At 68.9% G+C, this 21623-nt stretch carries 24 protein-coding genes and 1 tRNA gene; 12 read left to right on the forward strand and 13 right to left on the reverse strand.

Features of this window, described 5'->3' with window-relative positions:
• Positions 1–90 precede the first annotated feature (90 nt).
• The 3 genes from JJ685_RS02360 to ppsA are packed head-to-tail and all read right to left on the reverse strand — an operon-like array spanning position 91 to position 4826.
• Positions 91–2127 (reverse strand): VC_2705 family sodium/solute symporter, encoded by a 2037-nt coding sequence (locus JJ685_RS02360; protein ID WP_201672561.1) that lies wholly within the window; start codon positions 2125–2127, stop codon positions 91–93.
• A gap of 4 nt (positions 2128–2131) precedes the next feature.
• Complete coding sequence (locus JJ685_RS02365; protein ID WP_201672562.1) at positions 2132–2401, reverse strand: DUF4212 domain-containing protein; 270 nt, start codon at positions 2399–2401, stop codon at positions 2132–2134.
• Positions 2402–2435: 34 nt separating this feature from the next.
• Positions 2436–4826 carry a phosphoenolpyruvate synthase gene (gene ppsA, locus JJ685_RS02370; RefSeq protein WP_201672563.1) on the reverse strand — a complete coding sequence of 797 codons (2391 nt, stop codon included), beginning with the start codon at positions 4824–4826 and terminating at the stop codon, positions 2436–2438.
• 195 nt (positions 4827–5021) lie between these two features.
• Between ppsA and ppsR the strand changes: the two genes are divergently transcribed.
• The 9 genes from ppsR (at position 5022) to hemP (ending at position 11422) form a co-directional block, all read left to right on the forward strand.
• A complete protein-coding gene (gene ppsR / locus JJ685_RS02375) occupies positions 5022–5843 on the forward strand; it encodes a posphoenolpyruvate synthetase regulatory kinase/phosphorylase PpsR (RefSeq protein ID WP_201673669.1) in 822 nt (273 codons plus the stop codon).
• A gap of 150 nt (positions 5844–5993) precedes the next feature.
• Positions 5994–6566, forward strand: a complete 573-nt coding sequence (gene ahpC, locus JJ685_RS02380; RefSeq protein WP_201672564.1) for an alkyl hydroperoxide reductase subunit C — start codon at positions 5994–5996, stop codon at positions 6564–6566.
• A gap of 176 nt (positions 6567–6742) precedes the next feature.
• Positions 6743–8290 carry an alkyl hydroperoxide reductase subunit F gene (gene ahpF, locus JJ685_RS02385; protein WP_201672565.1) on the forward strand — a complete coding sequence of 516 codons (1548 nt, stop codon included), beginning with the start codon at positions 6743–6745 and terminating at the stop codon, positions 8288–8290.
• 96 nt (positions 8291–8386) lie between these two features.
• Complete coding sequence (gene bfr / locus JJ685_RS02390; RefSeq protein WP_201672566.1) at positions 8387–8863, forward strand: bacterioferritin; 477 nt, start codon at positions 8387–8389, stop codon at positions 8861–8863.
• A gap of 195 nt (positions 8864–9058) precedes the next feature.
• A complete protein-coding gene (locus tag JJ685_RS02395) occupies positions 9059–9304 on the forward strand; it encodes a (2Fe-2S)-binding protein (protein WP_201672567.1) in 246 nt (81 codons plus the stop codon).
• 63 nt (positions 9305–9367) lie between these two features.
• Complete coding sequence (locus JJ685_RS02400) at positions 9368–10078, forward strand: energy transducer TonB (protein WP_201672568.1); 711 nt, start codon at positions 9368–9370, stop codon at positions 10076–10078.
• Positions 10079–10104: 26 nt separating this feature from the next.
• Positions 10105–10818 (forward strand): MotA/TolQ/ExbB proton channel family protein, encoded by a 714-nt coding sequence (locus JJ685_RS02405; protein ID WP_201672569.1) that lies wholly within the window; start codon positions 10105–10107, stop codon positions 10816–10818.
• Positions 10819–10820: 2 nt separating this feature from the next.
• Positions 10821–11234 carry an ExbD/TolR family protein gene (locus JJ685_RS02410; protein WP_201672570.1) on the forward strand — a complete coding sequence of 138 codons (414 nt, stop codon included), beginning with the start codon at positions 10821–10823 and terminating at the stop codon, positions 11232–11234.
• The gene (hemP, locus tag JJ685_RS02415) at positions 11231–11422 is read left to right on the forward strand and encodes a hemin uptake protein HemP (RefSeq protein WP_201672571.1); all 192 of its coding nucleotides are present in this window, start codon (positions 11231–11233) and stop codon (positions 11420–11422) included. Before JJ685_RS02410 ends, hemP begins: the two co-directional genes overlap by 4 nt.
• 3 nt (positions 11423–11425) lie before the next feature.
• Here the strand turns inward: hemP and JJ685_RS02420 are convergent, their stop codons facing one another.
• Entirely contained in the window at positions 11426–11833 is a 408-nt protein-coding gene (locus JJ685_RS02420) for a GlcG/HbpS family heme-binding protein (protein WP_201672572.1), read from the reverse strand.
• Between the two features lie 107 nt (positions 11834–11940).
• Here JJ685_RS02420 and JJ685_RS02425 point away from each other — a divergent pair, with 107 nt between their 5' ends.
• Entirely contained in the window at positions 11941–12636 is a 696-nt protein-coding gene (locus tag JJ685_RS02425; RefSeq protein ID WP_201672573.1) for a Bax inhibitor-1 family protein, read from the forward strand.
• 46 nt (positions 12637–12682) lie between these two features.
• On the opposite strand, the gene rlmD is transcribed toward JJ685_RS02425, so the two are convergent.
• From rlmD to surE, 6 genes are all read right to left on the reverse strand, one after another.
• Positions 12683–14089: a 23S rRNA (uracil(1939)-C(5))-methyltransferase RlmD gene (gene rlmD / locus JJ685_RS02430; RefSeq protein ID WP_201672574.1), complete on the reverse strand. Its 1407-nt coding sequence runs from the start codon at positions 14087–14089 to the stop codon at positions 12683–12685.
• 34 nt (positions 14090–14123) lie between these two features.
• Entirely contained in the window at positions 14124–14921 is a 798-nt protein-coding gene (locus JJ685_RS02435) for a 3'-5' exonuclease (RefSeq protein ID WP_201672575.1), read from the reverse strand.
• Between the two features lie 127 nt (positions 14922–15048).
• Entirely contained in the window at positions 15049–16044 is a 996-nt protein-coding gene (gene rpoS / locus JJ685_RS02440) for an RNA polymerase sigma factor RpoS (protein ID WP_201672576.1), read from the reverse strand.
• A 2-nt stretch (positions 16045–16046) separates the two neighbouring features.
• Entirely contained in the window at positions 16047–16937 is an 891-nt protein-coding gene (locus tag JJ685_RS02445; RefSeq protein ID WP_201672577.1) for a peptidoglycan DD-metalloendopeptidase family protein, read from the reverse strand.
• Positions 16938–16948: 11 nt separating this feature from the next.
• Positions 16949–17716, reverse strand: a complete 768-nt coding sequence (locus JJ685_RS02450) for a protein-L-isoaspartate(D-aspartate) O-methyltransferase (protein ID WP_201672578.1) — start codon at positions 17714–17716, stop codon at positions 16949–16951.
• Positions 17713–18486, reverse strand: a complete 774-nt coding sequence (gene surE, locus JJ685_RS02455) for a 5'/3'-nucleotidase SurE (protein ID WP_201672579.1) — start codon at positions 18484–18486, stop codon at positions 17713–17715. The genes JJ685_RS02450 and surE overlap by 4 nt, the downstream gene beginning before the upstream one ends.
• 86 nt (positions 18487–18572) lie before the next feature.
• On the opposite strand from surE, the gene JJ685_RS02460 reads away from it, so the two are divergent.
• Together JJ685_RS02460 and JJ685_RS02465 are read left to right on the forward strand one after the other, a co-directional pair.
• A complete protein-coding gene (locus JJ685_RS02460) occupies positions 18573–19562 on the forward strand; it encodes an NADPH:quinone oxidoreductase family protein (protein ID WP_201672580.1) in 990 nt (329 codons plus the stop codon).
• A gap of 36 nt (positions 19563–19598) precedes the next feature.
• Positions 19599–19674: transfer RNA gene (locus JJ685_RS02465), tRNA-His, on the forward strand.
• Positions 19675–19756: 82 nt separating this feature from the next.
• Here the strand turns inward: JJ685_RS02465 and JJ685_RS02470 are convergent.
• The 3 genes from JJ685_RS02470 to JJ685_RS02480 are packed head-to-tail and all read right to left on the reverse strand — an operon-like array spanning position 19757 to position 21622.
• Entirely contained in the window at positions 19757–20251 is a 495-nt protein-coding gene (locus JJ685_RS02470; RefSeq protein ID WP_201672581.1) for a DUF3016 domain-containing protein, read from the reverse strand.
• Between the two features lie 7 nt (positions 20252–20258).
• Positions 20259–20951 carry a PepSY-associated TM helix domain-containing protein gene (locus JJ685_RS02475; RefSeq protein WP_201672582.1) on the reverse strand — a complete coding sequence of 231 codons (693 nt, stop codon included), beginning with the start codon at positions 20949–20951 and terminating at the stop codon, positions 20259–20261.
• Positions 20936–21622, reverse strand: a complete 687-nt coding sequence (locus JJ685_RS02480; protein WP_201672583.1) for a Fe2+-dependent dioxygenase — start codon at positions 21620–21622, stop codon at positions 20936–20938. The genes JJ685_RS02475 and JJ685_RS02480 overlap by 16 nt, the downstream gene beginning before the upstream one ends.
• Position 21623: the final 1 nt, after the last annotated feature.

Here is a 21623-nt window from a genome sequence, read left to right on the forward strand (position 1 = left end):
TCCTTTGATTTTGGATGGGAAGCGCCGAGTGTTCGAAGCCCCTCTGACGCGAAACTGACGCGCAGGCCCCGGGCCCGCTAGGAGATTCCCTTAGGAACGTTGCCGCGCCAGCAGGCTCACCGTCCAAGTGACCAGCAGGCCCAGCGGGACGCCGAAGACGGCGGCCGACAACGGCTGGATGCCGAACCACAGCTGTTGCCCCGCGGCGAGGCCGAGCGCCGCACGCACGCTGGGCGCATTGATGCTCATGTAATAGAGTGTGACCGCCAGCCCTGCCAACATGCCTGCGACCGCGCCCGCGCGGTTGGCGCCGCGCCACAGGATGCCCAGCACCATGGCCGGCACGAAGGCGGCGGCGGCGAGCGAGAACGAGGCCGTGACCAGCGAGAGGATCTCCGCCGGCTTGGCCGTCGCCACCACGGCCGCGACCAGGGCCACGCCCATCAGCGCGAACTTCGACAGGATCACGCGCTGCTCGGGCGGGAGGTCCGGCCGCACGTCGTGGCAGAAGATGTCGCGCACCAGCGCATTGCTGATCGTCAGCAGCAGGCCGTCGGCCGTCGAGAGCGCGGCGGCCAGGCCGCCCGCGGCCACCAGTCCGGAGATCACGTAGGGCAGGCCCCCGAGCTCCGGCGTCGCCAGCATGATGATGTCGGCCCCGAGGCGGATCTCGCCCCACTGCAGGATGCGGTCGCCGTTGACGTCGGCGACCGAGAGCAGCGAGGGGTCCACCCTCGCCCACTGCGCGATCCAGGCCGGCAGGCTGTCGAAGCTGCTGCCCACCAGGTTGTTCATCACCTCGAACTTCACCAGCGCCGCCAGCGCCGGCGCGCTGATGTACACCAGCGCGATGAAGAACAGGGACCACGCCACCGAGGAGCGCGCGCCCGACACGCTGGGAGTCGTGTAGTAGCGGGTGAGCAGGTGCGGCAGGCCCGCGGTGCCCAGCATCAGGCAGAACATCAGCGCCAGGAAGTTGCGCCGCGACAGGTCGAAGTCGTCGCGCTGCTGCGGCGTGCCGTTCGGGTCGCCGGCGAAAGGCCGGCTGTGGCGCGGCACGCCCCCGAGCGGGCGGGCGCGCTCGTAGCTCTCGTTCATCGCGCGGGTCCACTGCTCGCGCGCGCTGGCCACGTCGCGCGGCAGCGCGCTGAGCGCCCGCGAGGCCTGCTGGATCACCGCCGCGTCGCCGTTCTCCTGCTTCAGCCGCCGCACGTGCGCCTGCGCGTCGGAGCGCACGCGCGCCAGCGAGCCGGGCAGGTCGTGCAGCAGCGCCTCGTACTCGCGGCCCCGGGCGAGGAAGATGGCCGCCACCTGGCGCTCCGCCGGGTCGCGCGCGATCTTCTCCTCCAGCGCGCTGATCTTGCGCAGCTGGTCGCCGTAAACGAAGGGCGCGGCCGGTTCGCCGAGCTGCTTGTAGGCCAGCCAGGACACCGGGATCAGAAAGGCCAGCAGCATCACCACGTACTGCGCCACCTGCGTCCAGGTGATCGCCTTCATGCCGCCCAGGAAGGAGCAAAGCAGCACGCCGCCGATCCCGAGCAGGATGCCGATCTCGAACTGCACTCCGGTGAGGCGCGAGGCGATCAGGCCCACGCCGTAGATCTGCGCCACCACGTAGATGAAGGAGCACAGCACCGCCGACAGGGCCGCGATGATGCGCGGCCCGCGGCCGCCGAAGCGCACGGCGAAGTAGTCCGGCACCGTGTAGAGGTTCATGCGCCGAAGGTGCGGCGCGATCAGCAGCGCCAGCAGGCAGAAGCCGCCGGTCCATCCCAGCACGTAGGCCAGGCCCCCGGCCTGGGCCTCGTTGCCGCCGTAGCCTTGCAGGTAGAGCCCGCCGGCCATGCTGATGAAGGAGGCGGCGCTCATCCAGTCGGCCGCGGCGGCCATGCCGTTGTACATGGGCGGGATGCGGCGGCCCGCGACGTAGTACTCCTCGGGGTCGGTGGTGCGGCTGCGGATGCCGATCACCGCGTACATCATGACCGTGGAGAAGATGAAGATCGGCCCGAGCCAGAAGCGCGAGAGCCCGTTCTGCTCGGCGAGCGCCAGGCCCAGCAGAAACAGGAGGAAGCCCGCGGTGAAGGACAGCAGGACGCGGCGGATGCGCCGCTCGTAGGGCGTCACGGTGTCAGGCGCCCTCTTCCGTGCCGGTGGGGACGGCGTCCTCCGGCACCAGGCGTTTCATCGCCCAGGCGTGCACGGCGACGATCGCGATGAACGCGAACAGCGCGCCCTGCGCCGCCACCCAGTAGCCCAGGGGCCAGCCGAACACGAAGAAATCGAGCTCGCGGGCGAAGAAGCACGCGCCGAAGCTCACCGCGAGCCACAGCGTGGCCAGCCCCAGCTTCAGGGCCAGCACGCGGCGGTCGCGGAAAGTGTTGGGCGGCACGTCATCCATGGGCCGGGATCATCGCACTCCCGGCTGACACGGATCAAGCCGCGAGCTTTTCCCAGGTCGCGATCACGCTGTCCGGGTTGAGCGAGATGGAGGTGATGCCTTCCTGCACCAGCCAGGCAGCGAAGTCCGGGTGGTCGCTGGGGCCCTGGCCGCAGATGCCGACGTACTTGCCCTGCTTCACGCAGGCCTGGATGGCCCGGGAGAGCAAGGCGCGCACGGCGGGATCGCGCTCGTCGAAGTCCGCGGCCAGCAGTTCCAGGCCGGAGTCGCGGTCCAGGCCCAAGGTCAGCTGGGTCAGGTCGTTCGAGCCGATCGAGAAGCCGTCGAAGTACTGCAGGAATTCGTCGGCCAGGATGGCGTTGCTGGGGATCTCGCACATCATGATCAGCTTGAGGTCGTCCTTGCCGCGCTGCAGACCGTGCTGCGCCAGCAGCGTCGTGACGCGCTCGGCCTGCTTCAGGGTCCGCACGAAGGGCACCATCACCTGCACGTTGGTGAGGCCCATGTCGCGGCGCACCCGCACCAGCGCCTCGCACTCCATCTCGAAGGCTTCCTTGAACTCCGCACTGATGTAGCGGGCGGCGCCGCGGAAGCCCAGCATCGGGTTCTCTTCCTCCGGCTCGTAGCGGCTGCCGCCAATGAGCTTGCGGTACTCGTTGGACTTGAAGTCCGACAGGCGCACGATCACCGGCTTGGGCCAGAAGGCCCCGGCGATGGTGGCCACGCCCTCGGCGACCTTGTCGACGTAGAAGGCGCGCGGCGAGGCGTGGCCGCGGGCGACCGACTCCACCGCCTTCTTCAGGTCCGCGTCCACGTTCGGGTAGTCGAGGATCGCCTTCGGGTGCACCCCGATGTTGTTGTTGATGATGAACTCGAGCCGCGCCAGGCCCACCCCGTCGTTGGGGAGCTGGGCGAAGTCGAAGGCCAGCTGCGGGTTGCCGACGTTCATCGTGATCTTGGTCTTGATGGGCGGCATCACGCCGCGCTGGACCTCCGTCACCTCGGTTTCCAGCAGGCCGTCGTAGATGTAGCCGGTGTCGCCCTCGGCGCAGCTCACGGTGACCAGGGTGCCGTCCTTCAGGATCTCGGTGGCGTCGCCGCAGCCGACCACGGCGGGGATGCCAAGCTCGCGCGCGATGATGGCCGCGTGGCAGGTGCGGCCGCCGCGGTTGGTCACGATGGCGCTGGCGCGCTTCATCACCGGTTCCCAGTTCGGGTCGGTCATGTCGGTGACCAGCACGTCGCCGGGCTGCACGCGGTCCATTTCCGCGGTGCTGTGGACCAGCCGCACGGGGCCGGTGCCGATCTTCTGGCCGATCGCGCGGCCCTCGACCAGCACGCTTCCCTTGCTCTTCAATTTGTAGCGGGTCTCGGCCTTGCCCTCGGACTGGCTCTTCACCGTCTCGGGCCGGGCCTGCAGGATGTACAGCTGGCCGTCGGTGCCGTCCTTGCCCCACTCGATGTCCATCGGGCGGCCGTAGTGCTGCTCGATGATCAGGGCGTAGCGCGCGAGTTCCTGCACGTCGGCGTCGTTCAGGGAGTAGCGGTTGCGCTGCTCCAGCGGCACGTCGATCGTCTTGACCAGGCGGCCGCCCTGCGCCTTCTCGGCATCGGAGGCGAACACCATCTGCAGCAGCTTGGAGCCGAGGTTGCGGCGGATCACCGCCTGCTTGCCGGCCTTCAGCATCGGCTTGTGGACGTAGAACTCGTCGGGGTTGACGGCGCCCTGCACCACGGTCTCGCCGAGGCCGTAGCTGGAGGTGATGAACACCACGTCGGCGAAGCCCGACTCGGTGTCGATCGTGAACATCACGCCGGCCGCGCCGAGGTCGGAGCGGACCATGCGCTGCACGCCGGCGGACAGCGCCACGTCGGAGTGGGCGAAGCCCTTGTGCACGCGGTAGCTGATCGCGCGGTCGTTGTACAGCGACGCGAACACTTCGCGCATCTTGTGCAGCACCTGCTCGATGCCGACCACGTTGAGGAAGGTCTCCTGCTGGCCCGCGAAGGAGGCGTCGGGCAGGTCCTCGGCGGTCGCGGAGGAGCGCACCGCGAAGCTGGCCTGGGGGTTGCCGGCCGCGAGCTTCTCGAATTCCGCGCGGATCTCGCGCTCCAGGTCCGCCGGGAAGGGCTGGGCCTCGACCCAGCCGCGGATCTCGGCGCCGGCCGCGGCGAGCGCGCGCACGTCCTCGGTGTCGAGCGTGGCGAGGCGCTGCTGGATGCGCTTGTCCAGGCCGTCGTGCTTCAGGAATTCGCGGAAGGCATGCGCGGTGGTGGCGAAGCCGGTGGGCACGCGCACGCCGTGCGGCAGCTGCGAGATCATTTCGCCGAGGCTGGCGTTCTTGCCGCCGACCACCTCGACGTCGGACATTCTCAGGTTCTCAAACGGAACGACCAGGGAGGTCGCGTTGAAACGAGCAGACATGGTGGGAAGACTCCGGAAGTTGAAACCTGGGTTGCGCGCAGGCGCATGGCTCCCGAGCCCGCCGATGGGCTTTCTGGTTGTTCGAATGGGCGGCGGCGGGTCAAGGGGGCGCTGGGAATTCGGATAATCCGGGCCATTGTAGGCGGGGCCGGCTGTTCCGGGCCGCCACTGCTCGAGGCTTATCCCATGGCGACCCTGCACACGCGCACCGTTTTCTTCGTCTCCGACGGCACCGGCATCACGGCGGAAACCTTCGGCAACGCCATCCTGGCGCAGTTCGAGTTCAAGCCCCGCCACGTGCGGCTGCCGTTCATCGACTCGGTGGACAAGGCCCACCAGGTGGTGCGGCAGGTGAACCACACCGCGGACGTGGAAGGCCGCCGCCCCGTCGTCTTCACCACGCTGGTGAACATCGACGTGCTCCAGGTGATCGAGGAAGGCTGCAAGGCCATGGTGCTGGACATGTTCGGCACCTTCGTCCGGCCGCTGGAGATCGAGTTGGGGATGAAGTCCAGCCACCGGGTGGGGCGCTTCTCCGACGTCAGCAAGAGCAAGGAGTACCACGACCGCATCGAGGCGATCAACTTCAGCCTGGTGCACGACGACGGCCAGTCCAACCGCGACCTGGAGCAGGCCGACGTGATCCTGATCGGCGTCAGCCGCAGCGGCAAGACGCCGACCTCCCTGTACCTGGCCATGCAGCACGGGCTGAAGGCGGCCAACTACCCGCTGATCCCGGAGGACTTCGACCGCAAGCAGCTCCCGGGCGCGCTGGCGCCCCACCGCAAGAAGATCTTCGGCCTGACGATCCAGCCCGAGCGGCTCAGCGAGATCCGCAACGAGCGCCGGCCCAATTCGCGCTACGCGGCGCTTGAGAACTGCCGCCACGAAGTGGCGGAAGCCGAGGCGATGATGCGGCGCGAGGGCATCCGCTGGCTCTCCACCACCACCAAGTCGATCGAAGAGATCGCGACGACCATCCTGCAGGAGATCCGGCCCGAGCGGCTGGAGTACTGAATCTCCGCCTCACCCGGCCCCCACTCCGGGGTGGGGCAATAGCCGACAGCTAAAGGCACGATGGGCCCTTTCAATGGGAAGGGGCTCCGGATGGCCCTATCATTCATAGGCGCGATTCATTGAAGCGCTCCAACCAATAGAGGAAAACAAATGTCGCTGATCAACACCGAAATCCCCGCCTTCTCCGCCACCGCGTACCACAACGGCAAGTTCGTGCCGGTGACCGAGCAGAGCTTCAAGGGCAAGTGGTCCGTCGTGGTGTTCTACCCGGCCGACTTCACCTTCGTGTGCCCGACCGAGCTGGGCGACCTGGCCGACAACTACGCCGAATTCCAGAAGCTGGGCGCCGAAGTCTATGGCGTGTCCACCGACACCCACTTCACGCACAAGGCCTGGCACGACACGTCCGACACGATCGGGAAGGTGCAGTACCCCCTGGTCGGCGACCCGAGCCACCAGCTGGCCCGCTTCTTCCAGGTGCTGATCACCGAGGGCGAAGACACCGGCCTGGCGTTGCGCGGCACGTTCGTCGTCGATCCGGAAGGCCGCATCAAGACCATCGAAGTGCACGACAACGGCATCGGCCGCGACGCCAAGGAAACCCTGCGCCGCCTGAAGGCCGCCCAGTACGTGGCCGCGCACCCCGGTGAAGTCTGCCCCGCCAAGTGGAGCGAAGGCGCCGAGACGCTGAAGCCCTCGCTGGACCTGGTCGGCAAGATCTAAGGGCCTGGCTCGGAAAAATCGCTGCGCGATTTTTCCGAGTTGCCTGATCAGTGCGAAGAGGACCGGCAAAGCCGAATCGTCTTCGCAAATGGGACCGCGCTGCATGTCATTCCGCGCGGTCCTCTAGGGCCCGGCAAGCCGGGCCTTTTCATTCGGAATCCAGAAAGGGAGCCCTGATGCTCGACGCCAACCTCAAAGCCCAACTCGCCGCCTACCTCGAGCGCATGACGCAGCCGGTCGAGATCGTCGCCTCGCTGGACGACACGAAGGTCTCGGCCGAGATGCGGGCCCTGCTGAAGGACATCGCGGACGCCTCGCCGCGCGTGACCGTCACCGAGACCCGGGGCGGCCCGCAGCGCACGCCCTCCTTCCAGGTCACCCGCCCCGGCCAGAACACGGGCGTGCGCTTTGCCGGCTTGCCCATGGGCCATGAATTCACCTCGCTGGTGCTGGCCCTGCTGCAGGTGGGCGGCTACCCGCCCAAGGTGGAAGAGGCCGTGCTGGAGCAGATCCGCGCCCTCCCCGGCGACTACGAATTCGAAATCTACGTCTCGCTGTCCTGCCACAACTGCCCGGACGTGGTGCAGGCGCTGAACCTGATGGCGGTGCAGAACCCGCGCATCCGCACGACGATGATCGACGGCGCGCTGTTCCAGGACGAAGTGAACCAGCGCCAGGTGATGGCCGTGCCCACCGTGTTCCTGAACGGCACCCACTTCGGCCAGGGTCGCATGACCCTGGAAGAGATCCTGGGCAAGATCGACACCGCCGGCGCCGCGAAGCAGGCCCAGGCGCTGTCCGCGAAGGATCCCTTCGACGTGCTGATCGTCGGCGGCGGGCCCGCCGGCGCCGCGGCCGCCGTGTACGCCGCGCGGAAGGGCATCCGCACCGGCATCGCCTCCGAGCGTTTCGGCGGCCAGGTGCTGGACACCCTGGGCATCGAGAACTTCATCTCGGTCAAGGAAACCGAGGGCCCGAAGTTCGCGATGGCGCTGGAGGAGCACGTGCGCCACTACGACGTGGAGATCGTCAACCTGCAGCGCGCCAAGGCGCTGCGCCCGAACGGCAAGCTGGTCGAGGTCGAACTCGAAAGCGGGGCCTCGCTGAAGGGCCGGACGGTGATCCTGTCCACCGGCGCGCGCTGGCGCACGCTCAACGTGCCGGGCGAGCAGGAGTACCGCAACAAAGGCGTGACCTTCTGCCCGCACTGCGACGGCCCGCTGTTCAAGGGCAAGCCGGTGGCCGTGGTCGGCGGCGGCAACTCCGGCGTGGAGGCGGCGATCGACCTGGCGGGCATCGTGAAGCACGTGACGCTGGTGGAGTTCGGCACCGAACTGCGCGCCGACGCGGTGCTGCAGCGCAAGCTGAAGTCACTGCCCAACGTGGACGTGATCCTCGACGCGCAGACCACCGAGGTGGCCGGCGACGGCCAGAAGGTGAACGCGCTGGTCTACCAGGACCGCGCGAGCGGCGAAGAAAGGCGCGTGCCTGTCGAAGGCGTGTTCGTGCAGATCGGCCTGGTGCCCAACACGGAATGGCTGAAGGGGACCCTGGAGCTGTCGAAGCACGGCGAGATCGTGGTCGACGCGCGCGGCCAGACCTCGGCGCCGGGCGTGTTCGCCGCCGGCGACTGCACCACCGTGCCGTTCAAGCAGATCATCATCGCGGCCGGCGACGGCGCGAAGGCAGCGCTGGGCGCCTTCGACCACCTGATCCGCTCCTGACGCAAGGCAGGCGGGGAGCGTCCATCGCTCCGCCTGTCGCTTGGGTCCGTCTTGCGCCAAAATGGCCGCCAACAACACCAAGGGGAACACCTCACCATGCAAGGCGATCCGCAAGTCATCCACCACCTCCAGGCCCAACTGAAGAACGAGCTGACGGCCACCAACCAGTACTTCCTGCACTACCGGATCCTGAAGCACTGGGGATTCGATCGCCTGGCGAAAAAGGAATACGAGGAGTCGATCGGCGAGATGAAGCACGCCGACCGGCTGATGGAGCGCATCCTGCTGCTCGACGCCCTGCCCAACCTGCAGGACCTGGGCAAGCTGATGGTCGGCGAGGACGTGCCGGAGATCCTGAACTGCGACCTGACCCTGGAGCGCGGCGCGCAGGCCACCATCAAGGCTGGCATTGCCCACTGCGAATCCGTCCGCGACTACGTCTCGCGCGAGATCCTGGAACGCATCCTCGAGGACACCGAGGAGCACATCGACTGGCTGGAAACGCAGATCGACCTGGTGAACAAGGTCGGCCTGTCGAACTACCTGCAGTCGCAGATGGGCGAGCACAGCTGAGCCGACGAGGCTGCGCCCAGGCGCGAATTAAAACTTTCCACTGACTTCCACGGGGCGGCGCGTTGGCAATCCGGCGCGCCGCCCTCATTTCATTTGCGCTACCGCAACTGGTCGTGCCTTGATGGGTTGCAAATGCGAAGGATTCGCATTTATACTGAACCCAGTCCGACAAGTGGAAGTACTGGAAACAGCATCATGATCGTCTGCGTCTGCCGCCGTGTCTCCGACCGTGAAATCGCGCGCCATGCCCGGGCCGGCATGAGCTTCGACGACATCCAGTTCGAACTGGGCGTGGCAACCCAGTGCGGCCAGTGCGAATGCTCGGCCCGCGCCGTCGTCGACCAGTGCGCCTGCAGCAATCCCGTGGCCGCCCTGACCTGCGAGACCTCCGCCCTCAAGGAAAGCCGCGAATGGCCGCAGTCGTCCTCTGTGGCTGCCTGATCCTCGCGCTGGGCGGAGCCTGGTGGGTTTGTACCCGCTGACCCCGCACCCGGCTGACCGACAATGACGACCTTCTCGCCACCCCGAGGCGCAGCCATGCCCGTCTCCCGCAACACCCTGATCGCCGGAAGCGTCGTGCTGCTGCACGTCGGGGTGCTGTGGGCGCTGCAGGCCGGCCTGGTGCGGCGCGCCATCGAGACCGTCATTCCGGTGGAACTCCTCAGCGCCGCGGTCACCACCCCGCCGGCACGCGTCGAACCCCCTGCCCCGCTCCCGCCCCAGCCCAAGCCCGTGGTGCCCGGGCCCCGGCCCGTGCTGCGCAAGAGCGCCCCGGCGCCCGCGCCGGCGCCGCAGCCCGTGGCGGCGCCCGACCCGGCACCCGCGCCCACCGCCGTGACCGGCACCACCGAGCCGCAACCGCCGGCGCCCCCGGTGGCCGCACCGGTCGCCGCGGCCCCGGTCGCGGCGCCCGTCGCGCCTCCCGCGCCGGCCAAGGTGGAACTGCCGATCAGCGACGCCGATTACCTGCAGAACCCCGCGCCCGAGTGGCCGCGCATGAGCCAGCGGCTCGGCGAGAAAGGGCTGGTGATGCTGCGGGTCCTGATCGGAACCGATGGACGCGCCAAGACGGCCCAGGTCAAGCAAAGCAGCGGCTACCCGCGCCTCGACGACGCTTCGAAGACCGCCGTGCTCGCCTGGCGCTACGTTCCCGGCAAACGGGGCGGCGTGCCGGAAGAAATGTGGGTGAACGTCCCGATCCGCTGGGGCGACTGACACGCAAGAAGACGGAGAAGATTGCAATGAACACGGAATTCGGCCTCGCCCACCTGTGGGCCCAGGGTGACCTCGTGACCCGCGCGGTGGCGCTGCTGCTGCTGGGGATGTCTCTGGCGTCCTGGATGGTCATCATCATCAAGGCGCTGGACCTGCGCCGGCACGCGCGGGAATCGCGCCAGGTCGAGAGCTTCTGGCACGCCGCCGATTTCGCCGACGGGCTCGGCAAGCTGGGCACCGAACCCACCAACCCCTTCCGCACGCTGGCGCTGGAGGGCCGCGAGGCGGCGGCGCACCACCACGCGCAGGCGCAGCTCCACGATTCGCTCGACGCCAGCGAGTGGCTCACGCGCAGCCTGCGCAACTCGATCGACGACTCCACGGCGCGCCTGCAGACCGGCCTGGCCGTGCTCGCCTCGGTCGGTTCGACCGCACCCTTCATCGGCCTGTTCGGCACCGTCTGGGGCATCTATCACGCCCTGCTCTCCATCAGCACCGCCGGCCAGGCCACCATCGACAAGGTCGCCGGGCCGATCGGCGAGGCGCTGGTGATGACCGCGCTCGGCCTCGCCGTCGCGATTCCCGCGGTGCTGGGCTACAACGCGCTGGTCCGCGGCAACAAGGCGGTGGTGAACAAGCTGAACCGCTTCGCCCACGACCTGCATGCCTACCTCGTCACCGGCGCCCGCGTGAGCAACGGCCAGGGGACGAAGGTGGTGCCGATGAAGAAAGGCGCCTAGCCATGGCCTTCGGTACCCAGGACGACACCGACGACGTGATGAACGAGATCAACATGACGCCGCTCGTCGACGTCATGCTGGTGCTGCTGATCATCTTCATCATCACCGTCCCGGTGATGAAGCATTCCGTGAACATCGACCTGCCGCGCGCCACCAGCACGCCGCAGGACGCCAAGCCGGAGACCATCCGCCTGAGCGTCGACGCGCAGGGGCGCTACTTCTGGAACGAGCAGGAGCTGCCCGAGGCCGACCTCGTGCCGCGTCTGGAGGAGGCCTCGCGGCGCGACCCGCAGCCCGAGCTGCATCTGCGCGGCGACAAGGAGGCACGCTATGAGCGCGTGGCGCTGGCCCTGGCCGCCGCGCAGCGCGCCGGCCTGCGCCGCATCGGCTTCATCACGGAGCCGAAGACGCCATGAGCCCGATGACCTGCTCTCCGTCGCCGGCGGCACTGCCGGCGCTTGCTCCGATCCCGGCCGAGGTCCGCCCCCCGCTGCTGACCAGCGCGCAGCTGTTGCGCGGCCAGCGGCTCGTGGAGATCGCGCACAACGGCGAGATCTACCGCCTGCAGGCCACGCGGCAGGGGAAGCTGATCCTCACCAAGTAAGGGTCAGAGGCCCAGCGCGGCGATGCCGGCGCGCGCGACCTGCGCGTCCTCGCTCGACTTCACGCCGCTGACGCCGACGGCGCCGATGCAGTGGCCGTCCTTCAGGATCGGCACGCCGCCTTCCAGCATGCCCTGCAGCCCGGGCGCGCTCAGGAAGGAGGTGCGGCCGCCGTTGACCACCTCTTCGTAGATGCGGCTCTCGCGCCGGCCGAGGGCGGCGGTGTGCGCCTTCGCCGGGGCGATCTGGGCCGAGATGGGCGCGGCGCCGTCGAGCCGTTGCAGCCACAGCAGGTGACCGCCATCGTCGACGATGGCGATGCTCACGGGCCACTTGTTGGCGAGGGCTTCCGCTTCCGCGGCGGCGGCGATGGCCTTGACTTCGGCGAGTTCGAGGACGGCTTTCGTTTTCATCTGGGTGGATTGCTGGGCGACAGAAACGCCGAGCATACCGTCTGGGCGGCATTGAACCCTTCTAGAATGCGCTCATCTAAAAGGCTGTCGAGGCAAGGAGTGCTGCTATGAACGATCCGATCCAGACCGTGCCGTCCTACGGCCATGGCACCACCCTGGCGCTGGAGCAGCGCAACAGGGTGTTGCGCAACACCTACTGGCTGCTCGCCCTGAGCCTGATCCCCACCGTGCTCGGCGCCTGGCTGGGTGTGTCGACGGGCATCACGCGCAGCCTCTCCGGGGGCCTGGGGCTGATCGTCTTCCTGGGCGGCGCCTTCGGCTTCATGTACGCCATCCAGAAGACCAAGGATTCCGCGGCGGGCGTGGGCGTGCTGCTCGCGTTCACCTTCTTCATGGGTCTGATGCTGTCGCGGCTGATCGCGCTGGTGCTGGGCTTCAAGAACGGCCCCGGCCTGGTGATGACGGCCTTCGGCGGCACGGCGGGCGTGTTCTTCGTGATGGCCTCGCTGTCCACCGTGATCAAGCGCGACCTGTCCGGCATGGGCAAGTGGCTGTTCGTCGGCGCCCTGGTGCTGATGGTCGGCGCCATCATCAACGTGTTCGTCGGCTCCTCGGCCGGCATGCTGGTGATCAGCACGCTGGCGATCGGCATCTTCAGCCTGTACATGCTGTACGACCTGAAGCAGATCATCGATGGCGGCGAGACCAACTACATCACCGCGACCCTCGCGCTGTACCTGGACCTGTTCAACGTGTTCCAGAGCCTGCTCGCGCTGCTGGGCCTGACCGCCGGCGACGACTGAGCGGCACTCCCCGCCCAAAGGAAAACGGGGCCTGGTGCCCCGTTTTTCATGGCAGCTCGAACACCGCGATGGACTCCACGTGCGCCGTGTGCGGGAACATGTTCACCACCCCGGCCGCGGTGCAGGCGTAGCCCCCCTGGTGCACCAGCAGGCCGGCATCGCGCGCCAGCGTCGCCGGGTTGCAGCTCACGTAGACGATGCGGCGGGGCGGCCTCCAGCCCTTGCGCAGCGACGGGTCCTGGTGCAGGTCGGCCACTGCCTTGGCGAGCGCGAACGCGCCTTCGCGCGGCGGGTCGACCAGCCAGCGCTCGGCGATGCCGTCGGCCACGAGCTGCTCGGGGCTCATCTCGAACAGGTTGCGCGCCTCGAAACGGGCCGGCGCGAGCGCGTCCCCGGCGGGCCGCGCGGACTGGTTGCGCTGGTAGTTCTCGCGCGAGCGCGCCACCAGCGCCTCGCTGCCCTCGATGCCCAGCACCTCGCCGGCGCGGGTGGCGAGCGGCAGCGTGAAGTTGCCCAGGCCGCAGAACCAGTCGATCACCCGCTCACTGCGTTGGGGATCGAGCAGGCGGATGGCGCGGTCCACCAGCACCCGGTTGATGTGCGGGTTGACCTGCGTGAAGTCCGTGGGCCGGAAGGGCATGGCGATGCCGTATTCCGGCAGCGTGTAGGCGAGCTCCTCCCCGTCGGCGTCGAGCAGGTGGACCGAATCGGGTCCCTTGGGCTGCAGCCACCACTGGACGCCGGCCGCGGCATGCGTGCGGGCGAAGGCGCGCAGCTTGGCCAGGTCGCCCGCCGACAGCGGCTCCAGGTGCCGCAGCACCAGCGCGGTCACGCGGTCGCCGCAGGCCAGCTCGATCTGCGGGCAGGTCTCGATGGCCTCCATGGAGCCGATCAGCGCCCGCAGCGGCAGCAGCAGGTCGCTCACGTGCTTCGGCACCACGTGGCACTCGCGGATGTCGGCGACGTAGCGGCTCTTGCGCTCGTGGAAGCCGACCAGCACGGTCTCCTTCTTGCGGACGTGGCGCACGCTGAAGCGCGCGCGCCAGCGGTAGCCCCAGGCCGGGCCCTCGATGGCAGGCAGCATGGCGCCGGGACGCACCTTGCCCAGGTGCCAGAGATTGTCTTCCAGCACGCGCTGCTTGATGGCGACCTGGGCGCCCACGTGCAGGTGCTGCATCTTGCAGCCGCCGCACGCGCCTTCGTGCAGGCCGAAGTGCGGGCAGCGCGGGCGCACGCGCTGGGCGGACTCGCGGTGCACCTCCACCAGGGAGGCCTGTTCCCAGTTGTTCTTCTTCCGCTGGACCCTGGCGGTGACGAGCTCACCCGGCAGCGCGCCGTCGATGAACACCACCTTGCCGTCGGGGCGCCGGGCCACGCCCTGGGCCTCGATGTCCAGCGATTCGATTTCGAGCCAGCCCTCGGGGTGCGGGGCGGGCAACTGCTTGTCGGTCATCCCCCGATTTTCTCAGGCCCGGGCGGGCCGTTCGTCAGAGCCACGCGTCCAGGTATTCGCGCCAGTGCGCTTCGGCGGGCACCAGCGCCTCCAGCGACTGCTTCACGAAGCCGATTTCCTGGTCGTACTCGGCCTCGGTGAAGCCGCCGCGCATCTTCTGGAACCGGCAGTACAGCAGGTAGGTGTTCACCACGTCCGTCTCGCAGTAGCGGCGGATGTCCTCCAGCTTGCCCTCGAGGAAGGCCTGGTAGACCTGGGAGCCGTCCATGCCCAGCTTGCCGGGGAAGCCGCACAGCTTCGCCATCGCGTCCAGCGGCGCGCTGGCGCGCGGCTGGTACATCGCCAGCAGGTCCATCAGGTCCAGGTGGCGCATGTGGTAGCGGTTGATGTAGTTGTTGTACTTGAACTCGCGGTCGTCCGGCCCGCCGCCTTCCCCCAGGCACCAGTAGCGATCCGCCACGACGCCATGGCGCAGGCCGCGGTAGTGCAGCACCGGCAGGTCGAAGCCGCCGCCGTTCCAGCTCACGAGCTGGGGCACGTGCTTGTCGAGGGCGTTGAAGAAGTTCTGGATCACCCGGCCTTCGCTGGCGTTGTCGCGGTCGACGAAGGAGTGCACGCGCAGGCCCTCAGCATTGCGGAACACGCAGCTGATCACCAGGATGCGCTGCAGGTGCAGCGGCATGAAGTCGCTCTGGTTGGCGTCCTTGCGCTCCTGCAGCCACTGCGCGTAGACCTCGGCGTCGGTGGCTTCCTTGGGCGAGGCACGCAGGATGCGAAGACCCTGGATGTCGGGGATGGATTCGATGTCGAAGACAAGAACGGGCCAGGCCATGGAGTCACTGTACCAGTGACTCCATGGCCTGGCCCTGCGGCCGCATCAGGAGCCCCCCATCCCAGCCTTCCCCCCGGAGGGGGGAAGGAGCGGGGCGCTGCTTGGAAGGAGCGGGGGCGCTGCTTGATCAGAACAAGGCTTCGCGGTCGATGCCGCTGCGCGCCATCTGGCGCTTCAGCTTGGACAGGGCCTCGTTCTGGATCTGGCGCACGCGCTCGCGCGTGAGGCCCAGGCGGTCGCTCAGGACCTCCAGCGTCTCGGGCTCGCGCTGGTGCAGCCCGAAGCGCCCTTCCAGCACCTCGCGCTCGCGCAGCGACAGCGCCTCGACCCAGCCGGCCACCAGGCGCTCGACCTCGCGGTTCTGCGTGACGCCCGTCGGGTCCACCGCGAGCTCGTCGGCCATGAAGTCGCCCAGCGTGTGTTCCTCGTCGTTCCGGTCCACCGCGGCGTCCAGCGACTTGGGCGTCTCGGCGAGCGCCAGCAGCTGCGCCACCTCCTGCACGTCGCGCCCGAGCAGCGCCGCGACATCCTCCACGCGCACGCCCTCGCCCTCGGCACCGTTGCGCGTGGCGAAGGCGGGATCGTTCTCCAGCGTGCGCCGCGCACGCAGCACCTGCTGCAGCTCGCGGACCACGTGCACCGGCAGGCGGATCACGCGGCCCTGGTTCATCACCGCGCGCTCCACCGCCTGGCGGATCCACCAGGTCGCATAGGTGGAGAAGCGGAAGCCACGCTCCGGCTCGAACTTGCCGATGGCGTGCATCAGGCCGAGGTTGCCTTCCTCGATCAGGTCCGACAGCGGCACGCCGCGCCCGAGGTAGGCCTTGGCGATGCTCACCACCAGACGCAGGTTGTGCTCGATCATCGACTGGCGCGCGGCGAAGTCGCCGGCGCGCGCGCGCGTCGCGGTCTCGAATTCCTCCGTGGCCGTGAACAGCGAGGTCCGGCGCACGTCGCGCAGGTAGAGCGTGAGGGTATCGCTGCTCTCGCCGGAGAAATCGGAGGCGGCTTCGCGCAGGTTCTGGTTCGAGGCCTCCGCGGCCCCTTCGTCGGGAGACTGGCCTTCCGCGCCTTCGCGGACGCCCGCTGGCGCCGGTGCTTCGTGCCCGTTGCGCCGCTTCATGGCTACTTCGCCGGCAGGTAGCGTGTGGGATCCACGGGCTTGCCCTGCCGGCGGATCTCGAAGTGGAGCTTCACGCGATCCGTGTCGGTGGATCCCATCTCCGCGATCTTCTGGCCCTTGCGCACGGCCTGGTCTTCCTTCACCAGCAGCGCCTGGTTGTGCGCGTAGGCCGTGAGGTAGGTGTTGTTGTGCTTCAGGATGATGAGGTTGCCGTAGCCGCGCAGGCCCGCGCCGGCATAGACCACGCGCCCGTCGGCGGCGGCCAGCACGGCGTCGCCGGCACGGCCGCCGATGTCGATGCCCTTGTTCTTCTGCTCGTCGAATCCCGCCAGCACGCTCGCCGCGCCGCCGGTGGGCCAGGCCCAGGCGACGTCGTCCTCGCCTCCGCTGGCCTGCGGCTGCGAAGCCGCGGGCGCCGGCGTGGACGCACGCGGCGCGCTGCCCGCGTTCAAGGGCGGCAGCACCGAGGAGGATGCACTGGCCGGCGGGGCCGCACGCTGGGCCTCGGAGGCCGCGGGCGCGGCCGCGACCGCCTGGCCCGGCGGCGGCGTGACGCGCAGCACCTGGCCGACTTCGATCACGTTGGGGTTGTCGAGGTTGTTCCAGCGCGCGATGTCGCGCCAGTTCTGCCCGGTCTCCAGCGCGATGCGGATCAGCGTCTCACCCGGACGCACCGTGTGGTAGCCCGGCTTGCCTTCGTTCTCCGCGCCGGGAAGGGGCGTGGCACGCGCAGCCGGGGCAGCCGCCGCAGGCGCCGGTGCGACGGTGCCCGGGCGCACGCTGCCGCGGTCTTCGACGGGCGCGGGCGCCCGCCGCGGCGAGCTGCATGCCGCCAGGCCGGCGCACACCAGCACCACGCTCAAACCACCCCACGCGCGCTCGCGCAACAACATCGTTCTCTTCCTTATGCAATCCCCGATTTTAGGGGGACAAAATGAACGCCCTCAAGGACGCTGTGTTTCAGCCGACCCGCGGTCTTCTCGACGATCACGAGGGCCTGCGCGCCGTGAGGCATCACCATGGGCGCCACGATGCGGCCGCCTTCGGCAAGCTGATCGGTCCACTGCGCCGGCACAGCTTCGCCGCCCGCCGCAGCAATGATGCCTGCGTAAGGCGCGCCCTTGGCGAAACCCGCCATGCCGTCGCCGAACAGCAGGTGCACGTTCGGCAGCCGGAAGGCGCGCAAGTTCTCGCGCGCGCGATCGTGCAGCCCCCGCAGGCGCTCGATGCTGTAAACCTCCGAGGCCACGTGGCTCAGGACGGCCGCCTGGTAGCCGCAGCCGGTGCCGATCTCCAGCACCCGCCCGAGGCGGCCCTGGGCATCGGTGCGGCCGGCGAGCAGCAGCTCGATCATGCGCGCAACCACGCTCGGCTTGGAGATGGTCTGGCCCAGGCCGATCGGCAGGCTCGTGTCCTCGTAGGCCTGGTTGACCAGCGCGCTGTCGACGAAGCGGTGCCGCTCCACCGCATTCATCGCGGCGATCACGCGGGGATCGGTGATGCCCTGGGCGACGAGCTTCTGCACCATGCGCGCGCGCACGGCGTGGGAGTCGAGTCCGAGTCCGACCGGCGCGCCGCGCGCCGCGTTCACCGGCGCGGCGGCAGGCGTACGCCGCACCGCCAGTGCGGGAGTCGCGGGCAGGCGCGCCGGGAAGCCCGGCCGCCGCGTCATGGGCCTCCCTCGGCCTGCGGGAGCTGCGTGGCCGCCTGTGCCCAGTAGCGCAGCGACTCGTGGTCCGTCAGGTCCACCTGCAGAGGCGTGATGGTGGGGTGGCCCTGCAGGCTGGCATGGAAGTCGGTGCCCTCGGCGTCGTCCTTGGCGGGGCCGGCCGCGCCGATCCAGTACATGGTCTGGCCGTGCGGGCTGGTCTGCGCGATCACCTTCTCCGCCGCGTGCCTGCGGCCGAGGCGGCACACCTTGTAGGGCTTCAGGTCCTCGTAGGGGCGGTTGGGGATGTTCACGTTGAGCAGCCAGTGCGCGTCGTCGGCGCGATGGTGCGCGATGAGGAACCGCACCAGCTCGCGCGCCTTGCGCGCCGCCGCGTCGAGGTGGGCCCAGCCCTTCTCGGTCTGCGAGAACGCGATCGCGGGCACGCCGAAGAGGTAGCCTTCCATGGCCGCGCCGACGGTGCCGGAGTAGATCGTGTCGTCGCCCATGTTGGCACCGTTGTTGATGCCGCTCACCACGAGGTCGGGCCGGTAGCCCAGGAGTCCCGTCAGGGCGATGTGCACGCAATCCGCCGGCGTGCCGTTCACGTAGCGGAAGCCGTTGCCCGCCTCGTTCACGTACAGCGGGGCGTGCAGGGTCAGCGCGTTCGACTTGGCGCTGTTGTTGTGCTCCGGCGCGACCACTTCGACGTCACCGAGGTCGCGGATCGCCTCGTACAGCGCCACGATGCCGGGCGCCTGGTAGCCGTCGTCGTTCGAGAGCAGGATCTTCATCTTGCGGCGATTGTAGGGGGACCGTCACCCCCGGGACGCCGCGGGCGCGCCCCGCCCCTATCATCGCGCCCAACGAAGGAGACCCCATGCAAGCCTGGCTTTGCGAAAACCCCATCGGCGTCGAAGCGCTGCAGTGGAAGGACCTGCCCACGCCGCAGCCGCAGGCCGGCGAAGTGCTGGTCGAGGTGAAGGCCGCCAGCCTCAACTTCCCCGACATCCTCATCGTCCAGAACAAGTACCAGCACAAGCCGCCCCTGCCCTTCGTGCCCGGCTCGGAGTTCGCCGGCATCGTGGCCGCCGTCGGCCCCGGCGTGACGCAGCTGCAGGTGGGACAGCCGGTCGCGTGCCTCGCCGGCACCGGCGGCTTCGGCACCCACACGCTGGCGCCGGCCGAGCGCTGCGTGCCGCTGCCGACCGGCTTTCCCTTCGTCGATGCGGCCGCGTTCATCATGACCTATGCGACCTCGTACCACGCACTCGTCGACCGCGCGCAGCTCCAGGCTGGCGAGACCGTGCTCGTGCTCGGCGCGGCCGGCGGCGTGGGCACCGCGGCCATCCAGATTGCGAAGGCGGTGGGTGCGCGCGTCATCGCCGCGGCATCCAGCGACGAGAAGTGCGAGCTGTGCCGCTCGATCGGCGCGGACGCGGTCATCAACTACACGCAGCACGCCGCGCCCAACGCGCTGCGCGAACAGATCAAGACGCTCACCGACGCCAAGGGCCCGGAAGTGGTCTACGACCCGGTGGGCGGCGAGTTCGCCGAGCCCGCGTTCCGCTCCATCGCCTGGCGCGGCCGCTACTGCGTGATCGGCTTCGCGGCCGGCCCGATCCCCAGCATCCCGCTGAACCTGCCGCTGCTGAAGGGCGCCTCGCTGGTGGGGGTGTTCTGGGGCGAGCTGACGCGGCGCGAACCGCGGACCGCCGTCGCGACCCTGCAGGAGCTGGCGAAGTGGTACGCCCAGGGCCGGATCAAGCCCGTGATCGACCGCACGATGCCGATGGCCGAGCTCAAGGCAGCCTACGCCCACATGGGGTCGCGGGCGGTGAAAGGCAAACTCGTTCTCGTCAACGGCTGAAACCTGCCGCGGCCCGGCTATAATCGCGGGCTCACGGTGGCTGTAGCTCAGTTGGTAGAGTCCCAGATTGTGATTCTGGTTGTCGTGGGTTCGAGTCCCATCAGCCACCCCACCGAATCCCCCGCGCCCTCCAAGTGCTTGTTTCCCAAGGGAAACAGGCACTTCGCCGAGGCCTCGCGCCCGCCTCCCCCGCCCTAGCGTCGCCGGCCGAAACGGCTCTCGAACCAGTTGTCCAGCATCGCCTTCTCGTAGCGCAGGCGATCGTCGGGCGAATAGCGGTTCGGCGTCGACAGGAAGTTCATGTCGCTGAGGCGCTCCTCGCCGCTGCCGACCATCTGATCCCCCCGCGTCAGCGTGTAGCGCAGCTGGATGCGCGGCCACGTGATGTCGCGCACGATCCGCACCTCGGAGCCGCTGTGGAAGCGAAGCGGCTCGAAGTGGCCCGCCAGGTCGACGTCCAGCACCTCGACCCGCAGGCTGTCGCCCTCTGGCAGGAAGCGGGCGCCGAGGCGCTGCAGGTGCTGCTCGATGTCGCGCTCCACCTCGGCCCGATCCCGCGGGCTGGCGAAAGAGCGCGAATACGCGGAGTCCGTGTACTTCTCCGGCTGGACGAAGACGACGGACACGTCCGCTGCAGCCGCCGCCATGGCGAACAGGCTGCCACCCCAGAGAATCGATCGCTTGTGCATGGCGCACTCAGCCTAGCAGGCGCCAGGCGACGAGCGTGCAGGTCGCCAGCACGGACGTGCCGAGGATGGCCAGCCCGGTCCGCGGACGGCGGCGGTTCGTCATCAGCCAAATCGCCACCCCGCTGAGCGACAGGAAGATGATGCAGCCGGCCAGCGTGTCGACCAGCAGGATCCAGGGCGCCGACATGCCCACCCCCTTGTGCAGGTTGGCCAGCGTCGCGGCCAGCCCGTTGTGCGTGGTCACGACGTTCACCGTGCCGTTGCCGCGCCAGTAGTCCGCCTGCACGATCGCATCGGGACCGCCGAAGGTGAAGATCCAGTGTTCCGGCTGCATGGCGGCGCTTCCGTCGCGATGCGTCCACGCCAGCTTGCGCGCGGGCTCGATGCGGACCGAGTTCGGCTCCCGGTCCTGCCGGAGTTCGGCCTGCAGCCACTTCGCCAGCTCGGAGGGCGTGTTCGGCGCGGCGCCCAGCAGCGTCACCTGCGCGTTGACGCGTTCCTGCGCCATGGGCAGCTTCATGATCGCGCGGTGGTTCAGCCAGATGCCGGCGATCCCGAACAGCAGTCCCAGCACGGCTCCCCAGAGCCCGAACCAGCCGTGCGTCCGGCGCAGCCAGAACAGGATCTGCATCGAGCGCGTCGCGCGCGCCGGGGCGGTGGCCATCGGCATGGCCGGGGCATGATTCACGTGTCGCTCCATTTCCTCAACAGGTTGTGATAGAGGCCCACGAGCTGGAGTCGCGCGGCTTCCTCGGCGCCGGCCGCGGCCAGGCGCTGGATCGTGCCATCCAGTTCGTAGAGCATCTGGCGGTCTCCCGCATCGCGCACCAGGCTCTGGACCCAGAAGAAGCAGGCGAGGCGCACGCCGCGGGTGATCGCAGTGACGCGGTGCACCGTGCTGGCCGGATACAGCACCATGTCCCCGGCCGGCAACTTGACGCTGCTGACGCCGGACGGCCCCTCCACCACCAGCTCCCCGCCGTCGTAGCTGCCCGGGTCGGCGAGGAACAGCGTGGCGGAAACGTCCGTGCGCAGCTTGCGCCCGTCGTGCGGGTGCAGGCGGACGCCGCCGTCGACGTGCGCGCCGAATTCCATCCCCTTCGCGTAGCGGTTGAACATCGGTGGGTACAGCAGGTTGGGCAGGGCCGCGCTGATGAAGGTCGGGTGGCGTTCCAGCGCCGCTGCGACGATCCGCTGGCAGCGCGCAGCCGTCGGACTGCGCTCCTCGATCTGCTGGTTGGCCTTCACGCGCTCGCCCTGGTGGCCGGCCGTCGCGCGCCCATCCACCCACTCGGCCCCGGGCGCGTCCAGCAGCGAGCGCACTTCGGCCAGTGCGGCGGCGTCCAGCACGCCGGGAACTACGAGCATCATG

Source organism: Ramlibacter monticola, assembly GCF_016722785.1.
Taxonomy (GTDB): domain Bacteria; phylum Pseudomonadota; class Gammaproteobacteria; order Burkholderiales; family Burkholderiaceae_C; genus Ramlibacter; species Ramlibacter monticola.

Excerpts from the sequence above, each read along its gene's own strand:
- JJ685_RS02365 (WP_201672562.1), bottom strand. The coding sequence starts at position 2,401 with ATGGATGACGTGCCGCCCAACACTTTCCGCGACCGCCGCGTGCTGGCC.
- ppsA (WP_201672563.1), bottom strand. The coding sequence starts at position 4,826 with ATGTCTGCTCGTTTCAACGCGACCTCCCTGGTCGTTCCGTTTGAGAAC.
- ahpC (WP_201672564.1), top strand. The coding sequence starts at position 5,994 with ATGTCGCTGATCAACACCGAAATCCCCGCCTTCTCCGCCACCGCGTAC.
- ahpF (WP_201672565.1), top strand. The coding sequence starts at position 6,743 with ATGCTCGACGCCAACCTCAAAGCCCAACTCGCCGCCTACCTCGAGCGC.
- bfr (WP_201672566.1), top strand. The coding sequence starts at position 8,387 with ATGCAAGGCGATCCGCAAGTCATCCACCACCTCCAGGCCCAACTGAAG.
- JJ685_RS02395 (WP_201672567.1), top strand. The coding sequence starts at position 9,059 with ATGATCGTCTGCGTCTGCCGCCGTGTCTCCGACCGTGAAATCGCGCGC.
- JJ685_RS02400 (WP_201672568.1), top strand. The coding sequence starts at position 9,368 with ATGACGACCTTCTCGCCACCCCGAGGCGCAGCCATGCCCGTCTCCCGC.
- JJ685_RS02405 (WP_201672569.1), top strand. The coding sequence starts at position 10,105 with ATGAACACGGAATTCGGCCTCGCCCACCTGTGGGCCCAGGGTGACCTC.
- JJ685_RS02410 (WP_201672570.1), top strand. The coding sequence starts at position 10,821 with ATGGCCTTCGGTACCCAGGACGACACCGACGACGTGATGAACGAGATC.
- hemP (WP_201672571.1), top strand. The coding sequence starts at position 11,231 with ATGAGCCCGATGACCTGCTCTCCGTCGCCGGCGGCACTGCCGGCGCTT.
- JJ685_RS02420 (WP_201672572.1), bottom strand. The coding sequence starts at position 11,833 with ATGAAAACGAAAGCCGTCCTCGAACTCGCCGAAGTCAAGGCCATCGCC.
- JJ685_RS02425 (WP_201672573.1), top strand. The coding sequence starts at position 11,941 with ATGAACGATCCGATCCAGACCGTGCCGTCCTACGGCCATGGCACCACC.
- rlmD (WP_201672574.1), bottom strand. The coding sequence starts at position 14,089 with ATGACCGACAAGCAGTTGCCCGCCCCGCACCCCGAGGGCTGGCTCGAA.
- JJ685_RS02435 (WP_201672575.1), bottom strand. The coding sequence starts at position 14,921 with ATGGCCTGGCCCGTTCTTGTCTTCGACATCGAATCCATCCCCGACATC.
- rpoS (WP_201672576.1), bottom strand. The coding sequence starts at position 16,044 with ATGAAGCGGCGCAACGGGCACGAAGCACCGGCGCCAGCGGGCGTCCGC.
- JJ685_RS02445 (WP_201672577.1), bottom strand. The coding sequence starts at position 16,937 with ATGTTGTTGCGCGAGCGCGCGTGGGGTGGTTTGAGCGTGGTGCTGGTG.
- JJ685_RS02450 (WP_201672578.1), bottom strand. The coding sequence starts at position 17,716 with ATGACGCGGCGGCCGGGCTTCCCGGCGCGCCTGCCCGCGACTCCCGCA.
- surE (WP_201672579.1), bottom strand. The coding sequence starts at position 18,486 with ATGAAGATCCTGCTCTCGAACGACGACGGCTACCAGGCGCCCGGCATC.
- JJ685_RS02460 (WP_201672580.1), top strand. The coding sequence starts at position 18,573 with ATGCAAGCCTGGCTTTGCGAAAACCCCATCGGCGTCGAAGCGCTGCAG.
- JJ685_RS02470 (WP_201672581.1), bottom strand. The coding sequence starts at position 20,251 with ATGCACAAGCGATCGATTCTCTGGGGTGGCAGCCTGTTCGCCATGGCG.
- JJ685_RS02475 (WP_201672582.1), bottom strand. The coding sequence starts at position 20,951 with ATGGAGCGACACGTGAATCATGCCCCGGCCATGCCGATGGCCACCGCC.
- JJ685_RS02480 (WP_201672583.1), bottom strand. The coding sequence starts at position 21,622 with ATGATGCTCGTAGTTCCCGGCGTGCTGGACGCCGCCGCACTGGCCGAA.